We start from the raw sequence: 22,624 nt of genomic DNA, 5'->3' as shown, positions 1-22,624 counted from the left end.
AGCGGACCAGCCCCGCCCCACCAGTCCGCAGCCACGGCGAGGGGGTTCGGCTCGATGGCAACGCGGGCAACGGTGTCGACGCGATGCAGGTTTCAGTCGGTGCAGGTGGTGCCGGGTGCGGGCAGGGCTCGGGTGGTCAGGTAGCGGTTGGTGGCTTCGCGCACGCACTGGGAGAGCAGGAACATGCTGTAGTCGTCGCCTTCGCGGCTGAGGACGACGCTCCCGGGCAGTTGGGCCGCCATGGCGAAGCCTGCGCTGTGCGGGGCGAGAGCCTGGTGGGTCGACTGCAGGATCAGCGCGGGCGGTGCGCCGTGCACTGGGGCGCCGGCCGCGACGGGGCGGGCAGGGACGGGCCAGCCGAGGCAGCCGGTGAGGGCGGTCCAGGAGCGTACAGCGCCGCCGAGGTGCGGGGAGATGCGTGCCAGGTCGTTGCGCAGGCGGGTGAGCTGATCGAAGGTGGTCACCGGGCGTGCGGTGTCCAGGCAGGCGGGGATGTGGACCTGGACAGGGTCGAGGGTGTCGTCGGGTTCGTAGGTGAAGTCGGTCGCGTCCCCGGCCTGTGCCTCGACGACGGCCTGGGCGAGGGCGGGCCAGGTGACGCCGGAGAGGGTCAGGTAGTCCTGGGTGGCGGCGCGGATGTCCTCGCCGGTCAGTGGCCGGCTGCCGTCGGTGGTGGGGATCGGGGTGCGGTCGGCGCGGGCGACGAGGGCGTCGTACTCGGCCGCGGCGTCCTTGCCGTTGAGGGCGCAGTCCGTCGAGGCGGCGCACCAGGCGGTGAAGCGGTCGAAGGCTTCTTCGGCCGTGGCTGCTTCGCGGCGGATGCGTTCGGTGGGCGGGAGGGTGTCGTCCAGCGCGGTGTCGAGGACCATGGTGCGCAGCCGGCCGGGGTACAGGTCGGCGTAGGTGCGTCCGAGGAGCGTGCTGTAGTGGATGCCGTACCAGTTGAGCTGCTTCTCACCCAGGCCGACGCGTACGGCTTCGAAGTCCCGTGCGGTGCCGGCGAGGTCGGTGTGGGCGACCAGGGGGCCGTTGCTGCGCAGGCAGTCGGCGGCGAAGGCGCGGTTGTGGGCGACGAGTGTGTCGAACTGCTCCTGGTTCTGCGGGAAGTGGGTGACGCCGGCCGGCTTGAGAGGTGTGGTGCAGCGGATCGGGGTGCTGTGGCCCACTCCGCGCGGGTCGACGGCGACCAGGTCGAAGTCGCGGCTCATGGCGCCGGCGAACGAGGGGAAACCGATGCGCATGGCCAGGCGGAGTTGTTCGATCGATGATCCGCCGGCTCCGTCGTTGAGCAGGAGGGTGCCCCGGCGATGGGCCCGGTCGTCGGCGGGGCGGCGGACCAGGGCGAGGGTGAGGCTGCCGGCGCGGGGGCGGGCGTGGTCGACCGGCACCCGCAGCGTGCCGCACTGCATTCCCGCGAACTCTTCGTCGGTACAGGCGCTCCAGCTGATCCGGCCGGCGGGAGCAGCCGGCTGGCCTTGGGCGGGGGCGGCGACCGCCGGGGTGGCGAGGGCGGCCGTGGCGAGGGCGGCGGAGAGGGTACTCCGGATGTAGGTGCGGAGTCTGATCACGGGGCTGTCTCCTGAGAGTCTTCGCGCCGACAGCGCGGGGGTGAGGGGACCGTGCGGGGACGGGGGCGCGTGGGTGTGCCGCTTTCGCGGTCGGCGTCAGGCGTGCAGGACGACCTTTCCGGCGACGGTGCCGGACTCGGCCAGCCGCATCGCCTCGGCGACCTGGGTGAGGGGCAGTTCGGCGGCGATCTGGGCGGTGATCTCGCCGCGCCGCAGCGCGTCGAAGACCTTGGTGAGGTCGGCGCGCAGCCTGGCCTGGAAGCGGCTGCGGCTGAGGGCCCGGCCGGCCCAGACGTTGAAGAAGTAGGCGTGGCGGCGGTTGGGCAGGGTGTTCCACAGCCATACCCGGCCGAGCAGCTTGAGCACGGGCCACTGCTTGGAGCCCTCGTCGTCGCGGGTGGAGGCGCTGCCGTAGGAGACGAGCGTGCCGCCGGGGGCGAGCAGTTGCCAGGAGGTGACGACGCTGCGGCCACCGACGTGGTCGAAGACGGCGTCGACGCCGCCGGGGGCGAGTTCGCGGACGCGGGCGGGGATGTTCTCGGTGCGGTAGTCGATCGGGGTCACCCCCTGAGCGCGCAGGGCGGCGTGGTGACGGGCGGACGCGGTGCCGATCACCTTCGCGCCCGTGGCCTGCGCGAGTTGGACCAGGACCGACCCGACTCCCCCGTTGGCGCCGTGAACCAGGACGGTTTGCCCGGCATGGACGTGGGCCCTGCGGTGCAGCATCTGCCAGGCCGTGACGCCGTTGATCACCAAGGTCTCCGCCTCGGCCGCGCCGATCCCGTCGGGGACCGGCACCACGTCGGTGGCGTCGACGACCACGTGGCTGGCCCAGCCGCCGACCTTCAGCAGCGCGGCCACCCGGGTGCCGACGAGGTCGGCGCTGACACCGCCCCCGGTCGCCACGACGGTGCCGACCAGGTCGTAACCGGGCACGAAGGGGAAGGGTGGCTGGTCGTAGTAGCGGCCGCGGCGCATCTGCTGCTCGGCGAACGAGACACCGGTCGCCTCCATGCGGACGAGGACCTGTCCCGGCCCGGCGGCCGGAACGGCACCCTGGCGTATCTGAAGCCCCTCCGGCTCGACCTTGCCCGGCAGCACGATCTCCATCATTTCTCCGGCGTTCATGACGACCCCTTTCGCCCCCACCAGCCCCGTTAGCCGGTGACGCTTTAGTTAGAGGTTATAACTTGATCGGAGTGACGGTCAAGAGCGTTCGTAATAGGGTCTAACGAAGGGCTCGCGCCGAGCGGCTCGTCCGGCCTCCAGCAGCCGGTGACCCAACAGGGGAAGGGACGTCCACATGACCGTCGCGGGCAACGAGACACCACGCGAGCGCTACCGGGCCCAGCTACGCGCCGAGATCAAGGAACGCGCCTGGGAACAGATCGCTGCCGCCGGGGCACCGGGGCTGTCCCTCAACGCCATCGCCAAGCAGATGGGCATGAGCGGACCCGCCCTCTACCGCTACTTCGCCAGCCGGGACGAGCTGATCACCGAACTGATCCGCACCGCCTACCGCAGCCTCGCCGACACCATCCGCGCCGCCGCCGCGACGGATGCCGACCTGGCCTCACTGGGACGCGCACTGCGCACCTGGGCACTGGAGGACCCGCAGCGCTACTTCCTCGTCTACGGCACACCGGTCCCCGGCTACCACGCGCCCGACGACGTCACCACGATCGCCTCAGAGATCATGGACGCCCTCCTCGACGCCGCCCACCCGACCGGCACAGCCGTGCGAAGCCCGGACGACGACCACCCCGACGCACACCTGGAAGCCCACCTCGCCGGACACCGCCAGTGGGCCGCCGACCACCCCGCAGCACCGGCCGCCCTACGCCGCGCCCTGCTCTTCTGGACACGCCTGCACGGCGTCCTCTCCCTCGAACTCGCCGGCCACTTCACCGGCATGGGCCTGGACCCGGCCGAGCTGTACGAGAGCGAACTGCGCCACCTGACCCGGTGAGCGACCCCCTCCGGCAGCCCCGCGCCCCGTCGCCCAACGGCCTTCGGGCACCGCATGCCGGGTACCGCACCGCAACCCTTGTCGAACCGGGCCGACGCCGCGTGCAGAGGGCCATGCCACAGGGCCCCCGGTGCCCGGAGCTCACCATCGGCGTCGTCTCGATCATCGTCGGCGCAGTCGGCCTGTCGGTGCAGTTGACGCCGCACCAGGGCCACGGGCGCCGACAGGGCCCCGAGCGCACGACGAGACACGAGATAGGGAGTGTCGAGCGGTTGGGCCTGCGCGTGATGCGGCGGTTCCAGCGAGCCAGCGGCCAGGGCGGGGCGACCGGACAGCGGGGCAGCGCGGAGACGCCGACTCCGGCGAGCAGCGGCAAGCACTCTTTCTTTCCGTATCTCGTGCCTCGCCCGTCGTGCGGCTGACACTCCGCGACGACACGGAGACCCGGAGCGGTCATACCCGGCCGCGAGCATGATGAGTCCTTCGTCACAGCCAGGCTGTGCCGCGACCGCTGAGTCGGGAATGCGTGGCCCTGTACCGGACCGCGCAGCGCGGTCCGCCGCACACGACACGAGGGACGTGCCCTTGGCCGCCCAGCTCCTCCGTGGCAGAGATCACATCCCATCTCATGCCCCCTTCGCCAACACTGGTCAGGCAAAACGGTCGACATCAGGAAGGCGTGGAACGGTTTGGGGCATATACGAGCATCCCGCCGCGTCCTGGCTGCCGCAGTCGTCGCCGGAACGGCCGTTCCCGTGGTCGTGGGGGCCGGGGCGGCGGACGCCATCGCGGCGGCACCGAGGGTGAGGTGCAGCTCGGACAAGGCCGGGCTGGCCGCGAAGCTGCAGCGGGACATCACGACCGCACTCAGAGGCAGGACGGCCGTCACTGCCGTATCACTGCACGATCGCACGACGAACACGGTGTGCACGCTGCGGGCGGAACAGAAGTTCGACTCCGCCAGCACCGTCAAGGTCACCGTCCTGGCGACGCTGCTGTGGGACGTGAACAGGCAAAACCGCCACCTCACCACGCGTGAGACCGAACTCGCGACCGCGATGATCACGAAGTCGGACAACGACGCGACGACCGCGCTGTGGCGGCAGCTCGGAGTGCCGAAGGTCAAGAACTTCCTGTCGGCGGCGGACATGACCCGGACGGTGCCGGGAAGCAACGGCCACTGGGGCCTGACCCAGATCACGGCCGGTGACGAGCAGAAGCTGATGGATCTGATCACGGGCAGGAACAGCGTGCTCAGCGACAGGGCGCGCGCCTACGCTCTCAAGCTGATGAACAAGGTCGTCGCCTCACAGCGCTGGGGTACACCGGCAGGCGCGCCGAGCTCCGCGGTGTTTCATGTCAAGAACGGCTGGCTGTCGCGCGCCACGCACGGCTGGCGGGTACACGGCCTGGGCGCCTTCACCGGCCGGGGCCACGACTACACCATCACCGTGCTCACCCACGACAACAAGACCATGGCCGCCGGAGTCGCCACCACCGAAGCGGTGGCCCGCGCGATCCACAAGGGCCTCAACTCCACCGCGAACGCCGTGGAGACCGGTACGGGCTGACTGCGCCACCCGGACCGCCGAAGCGACCCGCGAACCCGACGGCGCACTTCGCCGTGTAGGCCATACGTGGTCCGTTGACCGTCAGCCATGTCGTGCGTGCTGCGCCGCGCACCAGGTCGGTGGCGACCGGTCCGCGATGGACAGGTAGAAGTCCTCCAGTGATGGGGTCTCCTCGGAGAGCCGGTGCAGCTCCAGATGTTCCTTCGCCGCCAGGGAGCCGACCGTGGTCCGTTCCATCCCCGTGATGCGTGCGCTCGTACCCCCGGCAGGTTCCGGTCGGCCTCCGCTGTCCTCGACCAGGCGGGCCAGTGCGGCCGTATCGGGAGTCTGTACGAGGACGACGCTTCGGGTGCTTGCCCGTGTCAGCAGCTCCGTGAGAGGTGAGGCCGCGACGACACGGCCGCGAGAGCACCACTACGCTGTCGGCCAGCTGCTTCATCTCTCCCAGGAGGTGGCTGGAGACGAGCACGGCGCGTCCTTCGTCCGCCTGAGCCCGCAGGAACTGTCGCAGTCAGCGGATGGAGTGCGGGTCGAGCCCGTTCGCCGGCTCGTCCAGGTGAGTACACGCGGGCCACCGAGCAACGCCTGCGCGATTCCTACGCGCTGTGCCATGCCCAAGGAGAGCTGGGCGAGCCTCAGTTCGGCCGCGACGGTGAGTCCACCTTCTCGAGCAGTTCGTCGACGCGGCTGTCCGGCGCTCCGCAGCCGGCGGCCACCATCCTCAGATGTGAGCGCACCCGGTGCCTGGGGTTGGCCGGCGACGCCACCGAGGACGGCCCCGACGACCTTCGCCGGCGATCCCCACGCGTGCAACGGGCATCCGAGGAAGAGCGTGCTTCCTTCACCGCGGGCGAGTTGCAGCATCAGTCTGATGGTCGTGGTCTTGCCCGCGCCGTTCGCGCCGACGAAGCCGGTCACCTCACCCGCGCGCAGGGTCAGGGACACGTCCTGAAGGACGGTTCTGTTTGCGAACGAGCGCCGCAGGCCTCGTGCCTCGGCGAGAACTCGCCTGTCGTCATTGTGTGTTGCCCCAGTCCATCCGGCATGTGTCCTGTCGTGCCATGTCAGGTTCCGGGGAACCCCTCATTGAGGACGAACAGGAGCGTGAACAGCACCAGGGCCCCCGAGCGGGACGATGATGAAGGAATCGGGCCGCTCCCTGGGGACCATGTGCCAGATCAGAGCCGCTGTCGGCCCGATCAACCCTGCGGCCATGATGGCCCAGCCGGCGTTCTTGCTGCCGAAGATGTTGGCGACGGCCCCGACCGCGACGACCAGCAGGATCTTCGGCACCGGTCGCCGCGCTCGCCCCCCTGGGAACAGATGGCCGAGCGCCTGGAGGAGACCGACGCCGAGGTCAGCTTCGAGGGCACGGACCGGCCGAACCATGCAGGACGAGGACCACCGCGCAGGTCCGCGGGGAGCGCTGGCCGCGATCGTGTTCGCGGCCACGTCGAGCGGCACATGGCAGCAGCTGCCGTCCGCCTCGTTCGGGCCGTCAAGGGCGACGCCGCCTCGTGAAAGCGCGAGGATAGAGTTGCGTCATGCGAATCCTGCGGACACCTGACGATCGATTCAGCGACCTGCCGGACTACCCCTTCGCCCCCTCCTACACCGAAGTGGCGGCTGGCGACGGCAGCGGTGACACGCTGCGGGTCCACTACGTGGACGAAGGGACCAGCGCCTCCGGCGAGACCGTGCTGCTGCTGCACGGCGAGCCGTCGTGGTCGTACCTGTACCGGCACATGATCCCTGTCCTCGCCGGGGCAGGTCACCGGTGCATCGCGCCCGACCTAGTCGGCTTCGGCAAGTCGGACAAGCCGACACCGCGCTCGGAGTACACCTACCAGCGTCATGTGGACTGGGTGCGCGAGACCGTACTCGACCGGCTTGACCTGCGCCGAATCACGCTGGTGTGTCAGGACTGGGGCGGGCTCATCGGCCTGCGCCTGGTGGCGGAGCACCCGGACCGCTTCAGCCGTCTAGTCGTGGCCAACACCTTCCTGCCGACCGGAGACCGCGATCCGGGAGAGGCGTTCCTCGCATGGCGTGACTTCAGCCAGAACACCCCGGAATTGAGGGTGGGGGAGATCGTGGACGGCGGGTGCCGTACCGATCTTCCTCCTGAGGTCATCGCTGCCTACAACGCTCCGTTTCCCGACGAGACGTTCAAGGAAGGAGTGCGCCAGTTCCCCGTGTTGGTGCCGGTGTCCGCCGATGATCCGGCCTCGGAGTCCAATCGCCGCGCGTGGCGGGCCCTTCAGGAGTTCGACAAGCCCGTCCTGTGTGCTTTCAGCGACCACGACCCGATCACCCGCGGCGCTGATCAAGTCTTCCTCAAGCTCGTCCCCGGCTGTCAGGGCCAGGACCACGCGACGGTCGAGGGAGGCGGGCACTTTCTCCAGGAGGACCGGGGGGCCGAGCTCGCGGAAATCGTGAACCGCTTCATCGCCGCCACGTGATCGTGCAGTCCGGGGCAACGACGACGGCCGGGGTGTTGCCGTTCCTCAGCCGGGCGGCCATCGAAATGAGCGGCCTGCTCGACCGCGACCTGCCGCCCTGACCCAGCGGACGTCGACCCCGCGCTACGAAGCTCGTGACGCCACCTCCGGAGTAGGACAGCCACCCGACCCCAGTGAGCCGAAGCGCGGTAGTTGTCACCAGCAGAGCTGGTTGAGCTGGTGAACGGGACCGGGGGGAAGCAGGCTGATTGTCACCAGTGAGGCACGCGGCTTGTCACAAATGCTCATTCGGCAGCCTCTCTGTCACCAGGAGCGAAGATCGCAAGCCGCGAGCTCTCTGGGGCGATGGGGGACGGGCGGTCTGGTGAGGCTGATGGGGACGAGACATCCGGCCCGGTGCAGGTGCACGAGCCGGCGCTGTCGGGTGATCCAATGCGTCACTTCCCCGGGCGCCAAGCGGCACCGGCCCGACTTGCAGCTTCGACCCTGGCGGGAGGGCGGTGGTGGCGGTCGGATCCGACTGCCGCTCCCGCGCTCAGGAGTCGTGTCGGACTGGCTCTGCTCCGGTTTGGACCAGGAAGTCGGTGAGTACTTGGACGAGTCGTTCGGGTTGGTCCTCGGGGATGAGGGTGGACGAGTCGGCGATCTCGATCAGTCGGCCCTGCGGGTACAGCTCGGCCAGCCGGGGGCCGTGCTCACGCGGCATCAACCGGTCCTCGGTCGCCCAGACGACCAGTACCGGGCGGTCGAAGTCGCGCAGTCGCTCGCTCCAGGCGAGCAAGGTCTTCCGTCCGGGTGCCCCGGTGGCGAATTTGGCGAAGTCCCGGCGGATGGCCCTGCTGCGGGTGGCGGGAGCGAACCAGTCGTCCATGATCTCGTCGGGGACCCCACGCAGGCTCATCCCGCCGTATCCGCCCCGGCTGTGGCGGAAGGCGGGAACGCGCATGAGGCGCGTCAGGAGCCAGACGCCGCCGGGAACCCTGCACACCTGCGCCATGGCCTTGGCCGGCCCTGGGGGAAAGTTGTCGAAGGCCTCACAGGCCACCAGTACCAGGCGCGCAATTTGCCGGTACTGCCCTTCCGACACCAGGAACTGGCCCCCGCCCCAGTCATTGAGTACGAGGGTCACCTGACCCAGACCGAGCCCCTCGATGAACTCGCCCAGGAGCCGGGCAACACCGCGCTGGGACAGGTCGGCATCCCGGTTCATCGGCTGACGGTGACCACCCAGAGGCAGCGTGGGCAGGACGCAGCGGTATCCGCCCAGCAGCGGGACCACCTTGCGCCACTGGGTCTCGTTCATCGGTAGACCGTGGCCGAACACCAGTACAGGCCCCTCACCACCGGTGTCCTGGTAGTCGATCGGTCCGGACGACAACTCGATTCTCGGCATCCCAACCCCCTACTTGATAGATCGTTCTACTGTAATCTTGGAGGGGAAAGGGGTGGAAGGCAATGGGGCAGTCGGACACGCGAGCCAGGATCCAGGGTGCCGCCACGGTGCTGTTCCGCCGACACGGCTACTCGGCCACCGGCCTGAAACGGATCGCGGCAGAGGCGGACGCACCGTTCGGCTCGATCTACCACTTCTTCCCCGGTGGCAAGCAGCAACTGGCCGAGGACATGATCCGCAGGTCCGGAACCGAGTACGGCCGAATGGTCCTGGCTCTGCTGGACAGCGTGCCGGACCCGGTGGAGTCCCTCGTACGCGCATTCGAAGCGGCCGCGGAGGACCTTGCAGCGGCCGGCTATGCCGACGCGTGCCCGATCGGGACGGTGGCCTTGGAAGTGGCGAGCAGCAATGAGGTGTTGCGGGTCGCGACGGCGGAGGTTTTCGAGGAGTGGGTCGGCACGGCGACGCGGTGGTTCGGTTGCTGGGTGACCGAACCGAAGACGGCGCAGTCCCTCGCCTACTCGATGGTCATGATGCTGGAGGGGGCTTTCATGCTCAGCCGGGCTGCCCGTGATCCGGAACCGCTGCGGGTGGCCGGCCGATCGATGGCCAAGTTGTTGCGCGCAGCCATCACTGAGCAGTGTGCATCGTGAAGTCGCAGGTCAGGGTCTGGCGTGAGTCGTCTTCGGGATTCTCGGGCTGATCGTGGGCGGATGCCTCTCGCGAAGATCATCGGTCAGCGGGCGATTTCGCGGTTGGTCAGCACCACCAGGGCCCTGACAGGGCGGTCGCCGACTTCGGGTCGGTGCGGAGCTTGGTGAGGACGCGCCAGTTCTTGAGGTGGGCGAACCCGTGCTCGACCGGGGCACGGACGGCGGCCAGTACCGTGTTCGACAGTTTCTGGCCGGGGGTCAGGGGTCGGTTGCGGGCGGCCTTGTAGCCGGTGATCACTGCCGGGTCGTCGTCCGGGTCGTCGTTGTCGTCCGGGCCGATGCAGCCCAGGTCGGCGATGGCGCCGAGGCCGGCCCCGCGCAGGTGGGCGGTGAGGTGGTCGTGCCGGCAGGCGGTGATCTCCGAGGTGCGTCCGGGTCGGGCGGCGGAGACCCAGAGCAGCCGGCCGCGATCGTCGGTGAGTGCGATCACGAGCAGGCGTGGCATTCGACCGGCCCGCCGGCCTGCCGCACGGCGGACAGGATGCGCTGGTAGTCCGCCGGCAGCGCGGACTCGTCCACCCCTGACGCCCGGTCCGGGACCAGCCACACCGCCCGGCCCGCCACCTGCACCACCGGCGACCCGGCCGTTGCCCGCTCATCGGCGAGCTGCTCGCTCATCCGCTGCCACACCCCCACCGCCACAGCCAGCTCGTCCCGCTTGACGCCCGGTCCGGGACCAGCCACACCGCCCGGCCCGCCACCTGCACCACCGGCGACCCGGCCGTTGCCCGCTCATCGGCGAGCTGCTCGCTCATCCGCTGCCACACCCCCACCGCCACAGCCAGCTCGTCCCGCTCGGCCCGCTCGGCCCGCACCTCGGACAGCTGCTTGCCCAGTTGCTCTTCGAGTTCATCCAGCTCCGCGCGGCGCGCGGTGATCCGCTCATGCACCTCGGGGTCCGCCATGCGCCGGAGCGTACGAGCGCAACCCGCGACGGCGAATGAGAAACCGGAAACCCGCACCTGCCAGACGAGCTGCGCCCCAGGCTGCCGCCTTACCGAGCAGCCCCAGCGTCAGGCCGTCCGGATCCGGTCTCGCACCTCCGGCCGCACCTCGAACCCGGCCGCCTTGTACGTGGCGACGCCGCCGACGTTGGAACTCGGCGTGCACACACGTACGCTCGACGAGCCCATCTTCCGCAGCACAGCCGCCCCGGCCACAGTGATCGCCCGGCCGTAGCCGCGACCACGGTGGTCCTCGTGGACGCCCATCGGCTCGACCAGCCCCGGCTTCCCCGGGCCGGCCGACCACACCGTCACCACCGCCGCCACGCTGCCCTGGTCGTCATAGGCGCCCAGGCAGCGGGCGTCGGCGTAGAACGGTCCCGCCGACATCGCGTGCCAGTACTCGCGCGTAGGCCGCGAGGTGTTGAACGCCGACCGCAGGACGTCGGCGAAGTCCTGCGCCTGCTCCGGGCCGATCGACTTGATCCGCACGCCGGGGTCCTCCACCGGCTCGGTGAGGTCCCGGAAAAGCGGCGTCCACGGCTCGTCGACGCCCCAGCCCTCCTTGCTCAGCAGGTCGTGGAGCAGCAGGCCCAGCGGCCCCTCGATGGACACCGCCCCTTCCGGCAGCACGCCGCGCTCAGGTAGCGAGAAGTCCTCGACGAGCCGCCGCGCCAAGTCCTCGTCCTGGAAAGCGTCCGGAGCGACCGTCATCCGCACCAGCGTCGGCGAGTCGAGCATCCCGACCGCGAGAATCCGCCCGTCCCGACTCCAGGTCCGGACCACCGTGGCCGTCTCGGCCGTTCCGAACCGGTAGTTCCAGCCGATGTCCCCGGAATGCAACTGCATCGGCGCTTCGTCGTACTGCCACTCCCGCAACGCGGCCATGGCCTCGCGTACCCCGTCGACAGTCGGCGTACCCAGCACAATCGTCATAGCCGAGATCAGACACTCCATCCCGAAGGTCCACAACCGATTAACCGGGCCGGCCGCAAACCAGTTGATCCACTCGCGTGGGCTGTCCGGTTCGAACTCGGCTCCGACGATCAGCGCTTGCTCGCAGAGAGGACAGAGCCTCTGCTGCCGGACCGCCAGGAGAAGACTCGTCCTGCTGCGGCGGTGGCGCTTTCCTGCGGCGGCGGTCCCGCCAGTACTCGATCAGCGCGGGGTCGTCCGGGACGCTCCGCCCTTGACGAGTTGGTGGCGGACTATGCCGGTCCAGTGGTCGTTCTCTCTCCAGGCCGGGTCCTGGCCAGCGCGATGCTCGATCCAGCGGCGCCTGATCGACAAAATGAGCCCATGGACAGCGAACCTCTGCGGATCCCGCTTGATCAGCTTCGGCGCGCCTTCGAGCTGGCACTGCAACACATCGAATCGTCAGCTGGTGGCGCAGTGGCGCTCGAGCACGACCAACGTCCGCCTTGAACTCAGGCGAGTAGACCTCCATCACCACAAAAGATCCCTCCTCCCCGGCCCCTGGCGGGACCGGGCTCAGAGGTGTCCACTCCTCGGGGACAGGTCCCGACAACGCGCAGGTCATGCATGCCCTGCAGGATGTCGATTGAGGCTTCGCTGGTCGAAGAAGACGGGAACGTGAACCAGGTTGAACGAGTCATCCGTGCGGTGGTCGAGAAGACGGGGTGACTGCGCACCACTCGTCTTCGAGGATGCTGAACATCTCGGAGTCCCGCCAACCGTCCCGGATCAGCGCGGTGTGACGATGACGTCCTTCTCGTGTCATGCCGAGCTTGCTGAGTACCCGTGCCGACCCGAGGTTCCGAGGGTCACAGGTGGCATAGATGCGGTGGAGCTCGAGGTCCTCGAAGCCTCGCGCCAGTAGTTCCTTGCCGATCGCCGTTCCGACGCCCTGTCCCCAGACCCCAGGATGCACCGCATAGGTGATCTCGCCTTGACGTTGTCCTCGGCTCCGGACATGGAGCTCCCCGATGCCGACGACGTCGCCATCGAAACGGGCTATATAGGCGAACCGCTGCTGAGGTGTGTGCGACCAGGCCTCGACCGCAGCCGCCACGAACGCGCACGTCTGCTCTTCGGTATTCGGTCCCCAGGTCTGGAAGCGGCAGACCTGGGCGAGGGAAGCCCAGGAGTGGACAGCTCGCCAGTCTGCGAGCTCAATTCTGCTCAAGGTCACCGAATGTCGAGCCATAAGCTGATCTTGCCAGAGGCAGATGCGCCCACCTACCGGTTCCAAAACAGGCGGCTTTCGCGACCAAGTGCTGTCGTCGTCGCTGCCGTGCACCTGGGCGCACTCGGCCCGGAGCGGTACGCCGGAAGCATGCCGACACGACGCCCCGTATCCGAGTGATCTGTCCGATGCCCGCTGGGAGTTGCTCGGGCCGGTGCTCTCTGCCTGGCGTTTCGAGCGCCGCGGCAGGGCCCTGGACTTCGGCCGCCCGCCCCAGCATGATCTGCGCGACATCATGGACGCGATCTTGTATGTGGACCGGACCGGAGTTGAGTGGCGCTACCTCCCGCACGACTTCCCGCACCGGAACACGGTCTACGGCTACTTCGCCAAATGGGCCGATGAGAGCGTGTTCGCCCAGCTCAACAGCCTGCTCAGACAACTGTTACGGGAGAAGGAAGGGCGGAACGCCGAGCCGCCTGTGTGATCGACGCGCAGAGCGTCAAGACCTCCACCAGCGTTCACGCCGCCGGGCAGGGCATCGACGCCGGCAAGAAGATCGTCGGCAGGAAGCGGAGCATCGTCACCGACACGCTCGGGCTCCTCCTCGCCGTGCTGGTCACCGCAGCCAGTGTGCAGGACTCCACCGCCGGAACCCGGCTCCTGGACCAGGTTGCCGCGCAGCACTCCGGCATCCGCAAGGTCTGGGTCGACGGCGGCTACCGCCAGCACCTCGTCGAGCACGCCGCCACCCTCGGCATCGACATGGAGATCACCGCCCGCACCCCGGGACCAGGGGATTCACACCCATCCCGAAACGGTGGGCAGTAGAGCGGACCTACGAATGGCTCACGCTCCACCGGCGCCTGGCCCGCGATTACGAGACCCTGCCCACCCGCTCCGAAGCCTTGATCCACCTCGCCATGACCGACCTCATGGCCCGCCGCCTCACCGGCGAGAACACCATCTCCTGGCGCGACCCAGAAATGACCGCCAATCGACTCATCCCGGGATGAAACATCGGATGAAGACGACCTCTGAGCCAGAACCCAATCTCGTGGACGAAGCCAGGCGGGCATCCAGTGAGCCCCGCGCAGGGGACGCCCGGGTACGGCCGTCGTTCGGCACGACCGTCACCGCCCCCAGACATGCCGTCGCCCCAGGCCCCAGGTCACGACTTGAAGGTCTTTAATCCGATGGCACGGACTGCGGCGGCAAGTGGCCGAAAACTTCCGTTATATGCCGGTCCAGAGGCCCCGCCATGCGGCTCACGGTCCGCAACGGACGCCGCCATCCCCGCTCGTACCGCTTCCCCTGTCTGGCTCAGAACCAACTGCTCGTGAAGTTCGTTTAGCGGGCAGGACAGAGCCGGAGGTACTTCTGTGGTGCATGCGACCAGGCCCCCCGACCAGCGCCTCCAACTGGGGGCCGCGCTCCGCGCACTACGGCAGGCCAAAGGCATGACAGCAACCCAGGCAGCGGCCTCACTGCTGGTCTCCCAACCGAAGATCTCCAGCATGGAGACCGGTCGGCGGCGCATCAGCCCACGCGACGTTCGCGACCTCTGCAAGATCTACGGAGTAGAGGACCAGCGCACCGTCGAAGCCCTCATCCGGATGGCCGGATGAGGACCCAAGGGTCTGCTGTTTTCCGTCCTTGCAGTCCACTGCCCCGCGCGACGCGCCGGCGGCCCGACACCGCACCCGGTGGGGACCATCACCGTGTCCGACGATGCCGCTGCCAATCAGCGGCGCGGGCCCGCCGCCGGGCCATGATCCCCGTACGCTCCTGCGCCGCCGGCGCTCGGCCTCCAGCTCACGCCGCGCCCACTCACACCGGACACGGGCCGCCCTCTTCCGCCGGTAGACATCCTTGCCTGCCGGCACCGGGCCCATGTCCCGGCCGCACGACGAACACGCCCCCTCTCGGGTGGCGCTCCGGAGGGGTCAGCGGGCGTAGATGCCGTCGAGGCGGCCGCGTGCGAGAGCGGGGCCGCCCACCGCGTCGAGTACGTCCCGGAGCCGGGCGGCTTCCAGGTTCGGCCGGCGCGGAACCGAGGTGATGGCGGTACGCAGTGCGAAGAGCTGGAAGGCGTACCGGTGTTCGCCGTGTCCCTTGAGTGGCTGCGGCCCCAGGTAGCCCCGGCCCATGCCGGAGCGCAGCACGTGGACGCCCTCGGCTGAGGTGTCCGCCCCCAGGGCCCCTGGAAGCAGTTCCTGCCGTTCGGGGGAGATCAGGGCCAGGCAGTGGACGAACGGCCTGCTGGTGGGGGCGTCGGCGTCCTCGACGACCAGGAGCAGTTGTGCGGACTCCTGGGGGGTGCCGGTCCAGGTGAGGGCCGGGGAGAGGTTCCGCCCTCCCCCGCGCCGGCCGGCGTGGACCGCGGGCATCGGCTCGCCGTGCCGGAAGTCGGCACTTCGCAGGTCGAGTGCGTCCGGGCCGGACAGGTTGGGGTGGTGCCAGGCCAGATGCGTTTCACCTGCGCGCTTGTTCTTCAGAAGCGTTCCCAGAGTCGCCATGCCGTCGTCCCTTTCGTCGATGGTGCGTATACGTCGTCGGATGCGGGGTGTGCACGGGCCGGTCCGGCACACGGCCGGTCCGGGAGTCCGCGCGGGCTCACGGCCGACCGTCGCTTGCATCCATGAGTCATCATATCTAGAGTGACACTGAGTTTCACCAATGAGATGTGAATTCAATATCAAGTCGTGGTTGCACCTGCTTGAGGTGCAGTACACGGAGAAGATCCAGAGGAGTGCGCGATGAGCGACAGCAGGACGACCGACTTCACCGGCCGCACGGTGGTGGTCACCGGCGCGAGTTCGGGGATCGGCGCCGCGGCGGCACGGCGCTTCGCCGCACTCGGGGCGACGGTCGCCGTCGTCGGTCGATCGCACCAGAAGACCAGCGCCGTCGCGGCGGAGATCGGCGCCGAGGCCCACCTGGTGGACTACGGACGGCTGGACGACGTGCGCCGCCTGGCCGGGGAACTCCTGGCCCGCTACCCCCGGATCGACGTCCTGGCCAACAACGCGGGGGGATTCTTCACGAGCCGCCAGGAGAGCTCCGACGGCCACGAGCTGACGTTCCAGGTCAACCACCTGGCGCCGTTCCTGCTGACGAACCTGCTGCTGGACCGCCTCACGGAGGCACCGAACGGCTCCCGAGTGGTGAACACCGCCAGCGTCGAGTACCGCAAGGGGCACCTGGAGCTGGACGACCTGGACCGCACGCGCAGCCGCTACCGCTGGCGGGAGGCGTACGCGGCCGCCAAGCTCGCCACCGTCGTCTTCACCCGGGAACTCGCCCGCCGATCCCAGGGCACGGGTGTGACCGCCTCGTCCTTCCACCCCGGCTCCATCGCCAGCGACGTCGCCCGGGACAGCGCCATGATGCGCGCGATCATGGGGACGCGCCTGGTCAAAGCCATGATGGCCACACCCGAACAGGGCGCCGAGCCGCTGCTCCACCTGGCCGGCACACCGAACACCACCGCCGTCAACGGCGCCTACTTCGACCGCCTCGAACGCGAGGAGCCCCGCAACGCACAGGCCGTCGACACCGAACTCGCCCGGCACCTGTGGGAACGCTCGGCGGAACTGACCGGCCTCCCGGCCACCACTCCCGGGTGACGAGACACGGCCCGAGGCCAGCACGACTCGCCCAAGCCCGGCCTGGCGTTCCGAGGACACCAGGCCGGAAGGCTTGTCGGCACCTCGGTGTTGTCCCACGCTCGCCTTCGGCGCGCTGCCACTCCGATCGCTAGGGGCCGATCGCCACTGATCACCGAACTGCTCGGCCCGCCCATGGAGGATCCCGCCTCAGAAGCGGACGGCCGGGGCCGCTAGACCGACGACCCCAAAGGGTTGTCGCAGTCGACGGCGGAGTGGTTCTCACCGACCAGACGTGCGGCGTGGCCCGGCAGGGCGAACGAGTGAGCAAGCCGGTGCGCCGACGGCTCGCGTGTGGACCCCGTTCGTCCGTGCGCGTCCGGGCCGAGCGACGCCGTTCACGGTGAGAGGGCCGCGAAGGCTCCGTCCAGCAGTGCGATGAGGTCGAGAACGCCGTCCGAGGCGGTCCAGTGGTCGACAGCGATGTTCAGGCAGTCCAGCGCCGCGGCGGCTTTCACCGACCGCGCGAGGGCCGAGGCCCCGGAGGGGCCCGCCCGCTCGGCGAGGGCCTGCTCCAGCAGCGGGTGCCAGGTGCGCTGCCTCTCCAGCTGGCGTGCGCACAGGGCGGGAGTCTCCCGTACGAGGCGGGCCAGCGCCAGCGCTCCCTCCGGATCCTGCCGGTAGGGCCCGACGACGACATCCATCGCGGCCCTCAGCGCCCTCAAGTCGCCCTCGGCTGCCGGGCGGACCCGCAGGGCCTCCGCGATCCGCTCGCCATGCGTGTCGAAAGCGCTGAGGACCGCGTCCTCCTTGGTGCCGAAGTAGCGCAGGAACGTACTGCGGGACACGCCCGCGGCAGCGGCCAGGTCGTTCACCGTGACGTTGTCGAAGCCCTTCCGCCGGAACAGGCCGAAGGCCACCTCGGCCAACTCGGCACGAACGGCCGCCCGGGCGATGTCCCTCGTGTTCGTACGCGGCGCTCCACTCACCGGGCCTCCCCACCTCGCGTTCGGCATCGACTCCATGGCACTTAGTATCATATATCGAACCACATGCCGAATCCTGAATCAAAGCTCAAAAGTGAACCGGTGCTCTAAGACGCTCGGGGTAACTCCTGGCCAAGGAGGACGCGCCGACAGCCACGGGGCCTCCTGCACCGACGGCGGCAGATGCCGCGCACCCCCAACCACATCGCTCACACCCAGCTCAACGCCCCGGAATCACCAGCCCTTCGGATCAGAATCGGTTTCGTCAGAGTCGACTACCTCGGAAGGTGCGCCGGTAGGCGACGGGAGTGACGCCGATCGAGGCGTGCAGGTGCTCTCGGAGGGAGTTCCCGGTGGCGAAGCCGACCTGGTGGGCGATGTCGTCCACCGCCAGGTCCGTGGTCTCCAGCAGGTGCCGAGCCTGGGTCACGCGCTGTTGGATCAGCCAGCGGCCGGGACTCATACCCACCTCCTCGTTGAACCGGCGGGCGAAGGTGCGCAAGCTCATCCGGGCATGACCGGCGAGTTCGCTCAACGGGAGCGGCTCGTGCAGGTTCTCCAGCGCCCACTGGCGGGTGGCCGAGGTGCCGTTCTCAGATGGTGCGGGCACCGGATGCTCGATGTACTGGGCCTGGCCACCGTCCCGCCACGGGGGTACGACACAGGCCCGGGCCACGTGATTGGCGACGGCGGCACCGTGGTCACGACGTACGAGGTGGAGGCAGACGTCGACGCCGGATGCGGCACCGGCCGAGGTGAGCACGTCGCGGTCGTCGATGAACAGGACGTCCGGGTCGAGCGCCACCTGCGGGTACCAGGACCGGAATGTGTCCGCGAGTGCCCAGTGGGTGGTGGCGGGCCTGCCGTCGAGCAGGCCGGCGGCGGCAAGGACGAAGGCCGCGGTGCAGATGGACACGATCCGCGTTCCGTGCGGCACGTGGGTGAGCGCCCGGCCAACCCCCGGGGACAGCTCGCGGGTGAGCAGAGAGGTGTCGAACGGTGGCAGCAGCACCGTGTCCGCCGACTCCAGTAGCTCCGGGCCGTGTTCCACGGTGACGGAGAAGTCGGAGTTCGTGGCCACCGGCCTGCCGTCGACCGAGCAGGTCAGGACCTCGTACCGGCCCTCGGCCGCGCCGAAGACGCGGCTGGGGATGCCGAGCTCGAAGGGGTACACCCCGTCCAGGGCGAGGATGACGACACGATGGAGCTTTCCCATGGCAGGATCCCGTCGAAAGTTGGCATTCATGCCATGGTACGGGCCGGCGTGAGCGGCGACGCTGGAGCCATGACGAACCACCCCACCATGCGCGCCATCAGCCAGGACACCCACGGCACCCCCGACGTGCTCCAGGAGGTCGTGCTGCCGCGCCCCGAACCCGGCCCGAGCCAGATCCTCGTCGCCGTGCGCGCGGCCGGCGTCAACCCGACCGACTGGAAGCACCGCTCCGGCGGCCTGTTCCTCAACCGCCTGCCGCTCGTCCTCGGCTGGGACGTCTCCGGCGTCGTGGAGGCCGTCGGCTACGGTGTGACCCTGTTCAAGCCGGGCGACGAGGTCTTCGGGATGCTGCCCTACCCGCATGGCGTCGGCTCCCACGCCGAATACGTGACCGGCCCTGCCCGCGCCTTCGCTCACAAGCCGGCCGGCCTCGACCACGTCCAGGCCGCCGCCCTGCCGCTCGCCGCACTCACCGCGTACCAGGCGATCGTCGACACCGCCGGGGTCCGCACCGGAGATCGGGTCCTCATCCACGCGGCCGCCGGGGGCGTCGGCCACCTCGCCGTCCAGATCGCCAAGGCCCGCGGCGCCTACGTCATCGGCACCGCCAGCGCCCCCAAGCACGCCTTCGTACGCTCGCTCGGCGCGGACGAAGTGATCGACTACCGCACCACCGATTTCCGCGACGCCGTCCGGGACGTCGACATGGTCCTCGACCCCCTCTCCGGCGACACCCGCAGCCGCTCGCTCGACGTGCTGCGCCCCGGCGGCGTTCTCGTCTCCCTCCTGCCCGGCACGGACGCCGACGAGGAGGCGAAGGCCGCAGCCCGCAAGATCCGTGTGGAGACCCTACTGGTCGAGGCCGACCACACCGGCATGAGCACCATCGCGGGCCTCGCCGAATCCGGCACCCTGCGCGCCCACATCGAAGCCGCCTTCCCCCTCGCCGAGGCGGCGAGGGCGCACGCCCTGGGCGAGACAGGCCGCACCACCGGCAAGATCGTGCTCTCCGTGGACACGGCAGCACGACTCTCTCAGCTGCCGGGTGGGGGATGGCCCAGTGGCACGCGGTAGCGCAGAGCGCCGGGCATCGAGGAGTGCCGGAGCAACCGCCTGCCGTGAAACTCGGCGCCGCGGTCGCGGCGGACTTGTCCGAGTCGGTGTGTCTGGCCCTGAAGGAGGGCACGGCGAGACCGTTGACCGCATCGAGCGTGTCGTGCAGGACGGTCTGCTGGTCACCGGGCAGAACCCGGCTTCCTCGGCTGACGCCGTGATAGCACTGGCCGGCAAGGGCGGGGGTGCGCGTCCGCCCCGTGGTGTGTGAGGCATGCGGATGGGGGCCGGCTGACCCTGCGGGGCGTCAGCGCCGGGAGACGGTACGGATCCAGGCGGCTGAGCTTCGGACAGAAATCAGCCTGTGCAGGTGGCACGGCGTCTGCGGGTGAGCCGGAAGCCGGCCTGTCAGTGGCACCGGACGTGGGTGGGTGCGGTACGGCGGCTGTGGCGTCAGCCGGGTCCCTGCCTGCGGGCCCCGGACGCGGGTGAGGCCGTCGAGCGCCGTTCCGGGCAGCCTGCGGGTCTGGAGCGGGCGCCGCTCACCTCGCGGCGCCCGCCCACCGATGTCCCCGTGTCCGGGGCCGGCGTTCGACCCGCCAGGCCCGGCCCGGCGGGTCGGTCCCCCTCGTGCTCAGCCGTCGGACGTGCTGTCCGCGTCGGCGTCGTCCGCGACGGATTCGGCGCCGTCCAGGAGCCGTTGCATCCGGGCCAGCTCCTCGGCATCCACGCTCTGCGTTGCACCACCGCCCTCGGCGGCCGGTGCGTCGCCGTTCCCGGCGTCCTCCTCGGGGACCGCCGTGGACGTGTTCCCCGGAGCTCGGGTGCTGCCCGTGGCCGGCGGATTCCCAGCGGTCTCCCCACTCCCGTCGGCGCAACCTCCGAGGAGCAGGGCGGCCAGAGCCGCCACCATGAGCGCGGCGGTCCGGCGGCGCGGGAGCGGCTGCATCAGTCGTCGCTCCCGTTCCCCTGGGCCTGGCACCACGTCTTGACCGCGGCCACGTCCTTCTGACGCTGCCCAAGAGTCGTCTTCAGCGTCGTGCGGGCGGTGAGCCGGTTCTTGAGGAAGGTGTGGACCTCCGTGTGGCCGGCGTCCTCGGCAGCAGCCACGCGCTGCTCCAGCCGGGCCAGTGAACCGCGCTCGTCGGCGTCGCCGTTGATGCGCTCCAGAGCGCGCTCGATGCGCTTCTCGATCTTGGGGACGCGCTTGCACAGGGTTTGCGCGCCGTCGCCGGAGCGGGCGGCTTGCCCTGACGGCGTGCCGCCGTCGGCCACGGCAGCGCCGGCGCCGACGAGCAGGGAACCAAGGGCGAGGAAGGACACGGCGGCCTTCTTGAACGTCAACATGACAGTTCCTCCTCGAACGGTTGCGGACGGGCGGGTTCCCGTCGGCAACGGACGTTAGGAGCGCTCTTTGTGGAAACCTTGTGGGCGCCTGCTGTCCGCCGGCCGCTCGAGCGACCTCGGGTGCGCGGCGGTCTCGATCATCCAGTCGCGGCGCGGGGGCGGTGGACCCACACCCACGCCGCCGTCACCGCCATCGCCGGGACCGCCCTGGCCGTCGGGCCCGCCGCCGGATCCGGCGTCGCGAACCGGCAGCCGGACCTCGAAGCGGGTGCCGGTGCCGTCCGGCCCGTCCAGGACCCGGATCCGCCCCCGGTGCAGGGCGACTTGCTGAGCGACCAGGGTCAGCCCGAGTCCGGAACCCGGACTGCAGGGTCCGCGGTGAAACCGCTCGAACACGCTCTCGCGTGCGGCATCCGGAATACCGGGGCCCTGGTCGTCCACGGTGAGGACCGCCGCACACCGTCCGTCCCGCTCCGCGCCGGCGCGCAGGGCCACGGCCACCTGTGCGGGCCGCGCCTCGTCGCGGCCGTGCAGGACGGCGTTGACCAGCAGGTTGTCGACGATGGTGCGCAGTCCCGGTTCCCAGCCGTGGAGGGCCGGCACGGGCTCGCAGTCCAGCGCGAACGAGGTCTCCGGGTGCCTGCGCCTCAGGGCCGCAATCGACGCCTCGGCGATCTCCGTCAGGTCCACGGGCCCGAAGGTGTCCGTCTCCACCAGGTCACCGCGCCCCAACTCGCGCAGCATCATCAGCAGCCCCAGCAGCCGCTCGTGCTCCTTGCGCAGGTCGTCCAGCACCTCAGCCCGGTCATCCACGGCTATGTCGGGATGGTCGGCGAGGATGTCCAGATTGGTCCGCATGCTCATCAGCGGGGTGCGCAGTTCGTGTGAGGCCGCGGCGGAGAAGGAGCGGGCCGTGGCGAGTCCTTCGGCGGTACGGGCGGCCTGCTCGTCGTATCGGGCCAACACCGTCTGGAGGGTGCGGGCCAGGTCGTCCACCTCGGCGATCCCGGTCGGGGCATGCTCCAGGCGGGTCGAAGTGGAGCGCGGGTCGAGCCCGCTGGTGCGCTGCTGCAGGTGCCGCAGCGGCCGGGTGGCCCGGGTGGCCACGGCTCCTGCGAGGAGGCCCGCCAGGGGCGCGGTCACCCCGGCGACGGTGAGGACACGGGTGCGGACGACCCCGAGTTGTTCGTCGCTCGTCGTATCGGGAGAGAACAGCCACAGCGTGCCGTCCACGCCGTTGCGCCGTCCGGTGATCCGCACCGACAGGGCGCGCCAGCTGGTGTCCCCGTCCCGCACCGTGATCGGCTCGGGAGCGTCGTCGGGCAGCGGTACGGACGCGTCGGGCTGCGGTCCGCCCGAGGCGGTCCCGTCGGGTCCGAGCAGCCGAATGCCCACATCGAGTGCGGAGTTGTACAAACCGCGCTCCCGCGCGCGCTCCACAGCCGGAGCGCGGTCCGTCGCCACCGCTCGGAGCAGTCCGCGGGCGTTCCTGGCGACCATGGCGGCCCGTTCGCGCAGGTGTGCGTCCTGCTGGGTGTGCAGATCGGCCGCCACCAGTTGGACGAGCAGCCAACCGGCGCCCAGGACCAGAAGGGGGACGGTGATCCCCACCGCGAGGGCGATCCGTGTGGAGAGCTTCATGTGCGTG

23 protein-coding genes and 2 pseudogenes are annotated in these 22,624 nt (G+C 69.8%); 8 read left to right on the top strand and 17 right to left on the bottom strand.

From position 1 onward, the window contains the following. Nucleotides 1-92: 92 nt before the first annotated feature. Both FEF34_RS37395 and FEF34_RS37390 read right to left on the bottom strand, forming a co-directional pair. Nucleotides 93-1,568 (bottom strand): alpha/beta fold hydrolase, encoded by a 1,476-nt coding sequence (locus FEF34_RS37395; protein ID WP_234042946.1) that lies wholly within the window; start codon nt 1,566-1,568, stop codon nt 93-95. A 96-nt stretch (nt 1,569-1,664) separates the two neighbouring features. After that, nucleotides 1,665-2,696 carry a medium chain dehydrogenase/reductase family protein gene (locus FEF34_RS37390; RefSeq protein ID WP_138057120.1) on the bottom strand — a complete coding sequence of 344 codons (1,032 nt, stop codon included), beginning with the start codon at nt 2,694-2,696 and terminating at the stop codon, nt 1,665-1,667. A 175-nt stretch (nt 2,697-2,871) separates the two neighbouring features. Here FEF34_RS37390 and FEF34_RS37385 point away from each other — a divergent pair, with 175 nt between their 5' ends. Together FEF34_RS37385 and FEF34_RS37380 are read left to right on the top strand one after the other, a co-directional pair. Next, the gene (locus FEF34_RS37385; protein ID WP_138057119.1) at nt 2,872-3,537 is read left to right on the top strand and encodes a TetR/AcrR family transcriptional regulator; all 666 of its coding nucleotides are present in this window, start codon (nt 2,872-2,874) and stop codon (nt 3,535-3,537) included. A gap of 689 nt (nt 3,538-4,226) precedes the next feature. Continuing rightward, a complete protein-coding gene (locus FEF34_RS37380; RefSeq protein WP_138057118.1) occupies nt 4,227-5,108 on the top strand; it encodes a serine hydrolase in 882 nt (293 codons plus the stop codon). Between the two features lie 81 nt (nt 5,109-5,189). On the opposite strand, the gene FEF34_RS41690 is transcribed toward FEF34_RS37380, so the two are convergent. The 3 genes from FEF34_RS41690 to FEF34_RS37370 all read right to left on the bottom strand — a co-directional run bounded on the left by FEF34_RS41690 (nt 5,190) and on the right by FEF34_RS37370 (nt 6,401). After that, on the bottom strand, nt 5,190-5,345 hold the full coding sequence (locus tag FEF34_RS41690; RefSeq protein ID WP_171053246.1) for a hypothetical protein: 156 nt from the start codon (nt 5,343-5,345) through the stop codon (nt 5,190-5,192). A gap of 198 nt (nt 5,346-5,543) precedes the next feature. Next, a complete protein-coding gene (locus FEF34_RS44415) occupies nt 5,544-6,053 on the bottom strand; it encodes an ATP-binding cassette domain-containing protein (protein ID WP_171053245.1) in 510 nt (169 codons plus the stop codon). A gap of 138 nt (nt 6,054-6,191) precedes the next feature. Beyond that, entirely contained in the window at nt 6,192-6,401 is a 210-nt protein-coding gene (locus FEF34_RS37370; protein ID WP_138057117.1) for a hypothetical protein, read from the bottom strand. A gap of 251 nt (nt 6,402-6,652) precedes the next feature. On the opposite strand from FEF34_RS37370, the gene FEF34_RS37365 reads away from it, so the two are divergent. After that, nucleotides 6,653-7,570 carry a haloalkane dehalogenase gene (locus FEF34_RS37365; protein ID WP_138057116.1) on the top strand — a complete coding sequence of 306 codons (918 nt, stop codon included), beginning with the start codon at nt 6,653-6,655 and terminating at the stop codon, nt 7,568-7,570. Between the two features lie 535 nt (nt 7,571-8,105). Here FEF34_RS37365 and FEF34_RS37360 read toward each other — a convergent pair. Next, nucleotides 8,106-8,963 (bottom strand): alpha/beta fold hydrolase, encoded by an 858-nt coding sequence (locus FEF34_RS37360; RefSeq protein ID WP_138057115.1) that lies wholly within the window; start codon nt 8,961-8,963, stop codon nt 8,106-8,108. Nucleotides 8,964-9,025: 62 nt separating this feature from the next. On the opposite strand from FEF34_RS37360, the gene FEF34_RS37355 reads away from it, so the two are divergent. Continuing rightward, entirely contained in the window at nt 9,026-9,616 is a 591-nt protein-coding gene (locus FEF34_RS37355; RefSeq protein WP_138057114.1) for a TetR/AcrR family transcriptional regulator, read from the top strand. Nucleotides 9,617-9,699: 83 nt separating this feature from the next. Here FEF34_RS37355 and FEF34_RS37350 read toward each other — a convergent pair. The 5 genes and pseudogenes from FEF34_RS37350 to FEF34_RS37325 form a co-directional block, all read right to left on the bottom strand. After that, nucleotides 9,700-10,112, bottom strand: a pseudogene (locus FEF34_RS37350) (transposase family protein); the annotation flags it as partial. Next, entirely contained in the window at nt 10,103-10,294 is a 192-nt protein-coding gene (locus FEF34_RS37345; RefSeq protein WP_171052747.1) for a hypothetical protein, read from the bottom strand. The pseudogene FEF34_RS37350 and the gene FEF34_RS37345, both read right to left, overlap by 10 nt. Beyond that, nucleotides 10,291-10,581 (bottom strand): hypothetical protein, encoded by a 291-nt coding sequence (locus FEF34_RS37340; protein ID WP_138057112.1) that lies wholly within the window; start codon nt 10,579-10,581, stop codon nt 10,291-10,293. The genes FEF34_RS37345 and FEF34_RS37340 overlap by 4 nt, the downstream gene beginning before the upstream one ends. Before the next feature lie 108 nt (nt 10,582-10,689). Then, nucleotides 10,690-11,556, bottom strand: coding sequence for a GNAT family N-acetyltransferase (locus FEF34_RS37335; protein ID WP_138057966.1), 867 nt, complete (start codon nt 11,554-11,556; stop codon nt 10,690-10,692). Between the two features lie 676 nt (nt 11,557-12,232). Beyond that, the gene (locus tag FEF34_RS37325; protein WP_234043293.1) at nt 12,233-12,772 is read right to left on the bottom strand and encodes a GNAT family N-acetyltransferase; all 540 of its coding nucleotides are present in this window, start codon (nt 12,770-12,772) and stop codon (nt 12,233-12,235) included. A gap of 144 nt (nt 12,773-12,916) precedes the next feature. On the opposite strand from FEF34_RS37325, the pseudogene FEF34_RS37320 reads away from it, so the two are divergent. Next, a pseudogene (locus tag FEF34_RS37320) lies at nt 12,917-13,782 on the top strand (IS5 family transposase). A gap of 366 nt (nt 13,783-14,148) precedes the next feature. Beyond that, nucleotides 14,149-14,394 carry a helix-turn-helix domain-containing protein gene (locus FEF34_RS37315; protein WP_325063663.1) on the top strand — a complete coding sequence of 82 codons (246 nt, stop codon included), beginning with the start codon at nt 14,149-14,151 and terminating at the stop codon, nt 14,392-14,394. Between the two features lie 318 nt (nt 14,395-14,712). On the opposite strand, the gene FEF34_RS37310 is transcribed toward FEF34_RS37315, so the two are convergent. Continuing rightward, nucleotides 14,713-15,285 (bottom strand): YbhB/YbcL family Raf kinase inhibitor-like protein, encoded by a 573-nt coding sequence (locus FEF34_RS37310; protein ID WP_138057109.1) that lies wholly within the window; start codon nt 15,283-15,285, stop codon nt 14,713-14,715. Between the two features lie 240 nt (nt 15,286-15,525). Here FEF34_RS37310 and FEF34_RS37305 point away from each other — a divergent pair, with 240 nt between their 5' ends. Continuing rightward, on the top strand, nt 15,526-16,395 hold the full coding sequence (locus tag FEF34_RS37305) for an SDR family NAD(P)-dependent oxidoreductase (RefSeq protein ID WP_138057108.1): 870 nt from the start codon (nt 15,526-15,528) through the stop codon (nt 16,393-16,395). A 377-nt stretch (nt 16,396-16,772) separates the two neighbouring features. Here FEF34_RS37305 and FEF34_RS37300 read toward each other — a convergent pair whose 3' ends face one another. Together FEF34_RS37300 and FEF34_RS37295 are read right to left on the bottom strand one after the other, a co-directional pair. Next, on the bottom strand, nt 16,773-17,363 hold the full coding sequence (locus tag FEF34_RS37300) for a TetR family transcriptional regulator (protein WP_234042930.1): 591 nt from the start codon (nt 17,361-17,363) through the stop codon (nt 16,773-16,775). Between the two features lie 262 nt (nt 17,364-17,625). Further along, a complete protein-coding gene (locus FEF34_RS37295; protein WP_138057107.1) occupies nt 17,626-18,576 on the bottom strand; it encodes a GlxA family transcriptional regulator in 951 nt (316 codons plus the stop codon). 87 nt (nt 18,577-18,663) lie between these two features. On the opposite strand from FEF34_RS37295, the gene FEF34_RS37290 reads away from it, so the two are divergent. Continuing rightward, nucleotides 18,664-19,650, top strand: a complete 987-nt coding sequence (locus FEF34_RS37290; protein WP_138057964.1) for an NADP-dependent oxidoreductase — start codon at nt 18,664-18,666, stop codon at nt 19,648-19,650. A gap of 613 nt (nt 19,651-20,263) precedes the next feature. Here FEF34_RS37290 and FEF34_RS37280 read toward each other — a convergent pair. The 3 genes from FEF34_RS37280 to FEF34_RS37270 are packed head-to-tail and all read right to left on the bottom strand — an operon-like array spanning nt 20,264 to nt 22,617. Further along, entirely contained in the window at nt 20,264-20,578 is a 315-nt protein-coding gene (locus FEF34_RS37280; protein ID WP_138057106.1) for a hypothetical protein, read from the bottom strand. Next, the gene (locus tag FEF34_RS37275; RefSeq protein WP_138057105.1) at nt 20,578-20,976 is read right to left on the bottom strand and encodes a hypothetical protein; all 399 of its coding nucleotides are present in this window, start codon (nt 20,974-20,976) and stop codon (nt 20,578-20,580) included. Before FEF34_RS37275 ends, FEF34_RS37280 begins: the two co-directional genes overlap by 1 nt. 54 nt (nt 20,977-21,030) lie before the next feature. Next, on the bottom strand, nt 21,031-22,617 hold the full coding sequence (locus tag FEF34_RS37270) for a sensor histidine kinase (RefSeq protein ID WP_138057104.1): 1,587 nt from the start codon (nt 22,615-22,617) through the stop codon (nt 21,031-21,033). Nucleotides 22,618-22,624 lie beyond the last annotated feature (7 nt).

Source organism: Streptomyces marianii, assembly GCF_005795905.1.
In the GTDB taxonomy this organism is placed as follows: Bacteria; Actinomycetota; Actinomycetes; order Streptomycetales; family Streptomycetaceae; genus Streptomyces; species Streptomyces marianii.
This window is presented reverse-complemented; position numbering and strand designations above follow the sequence as displayed.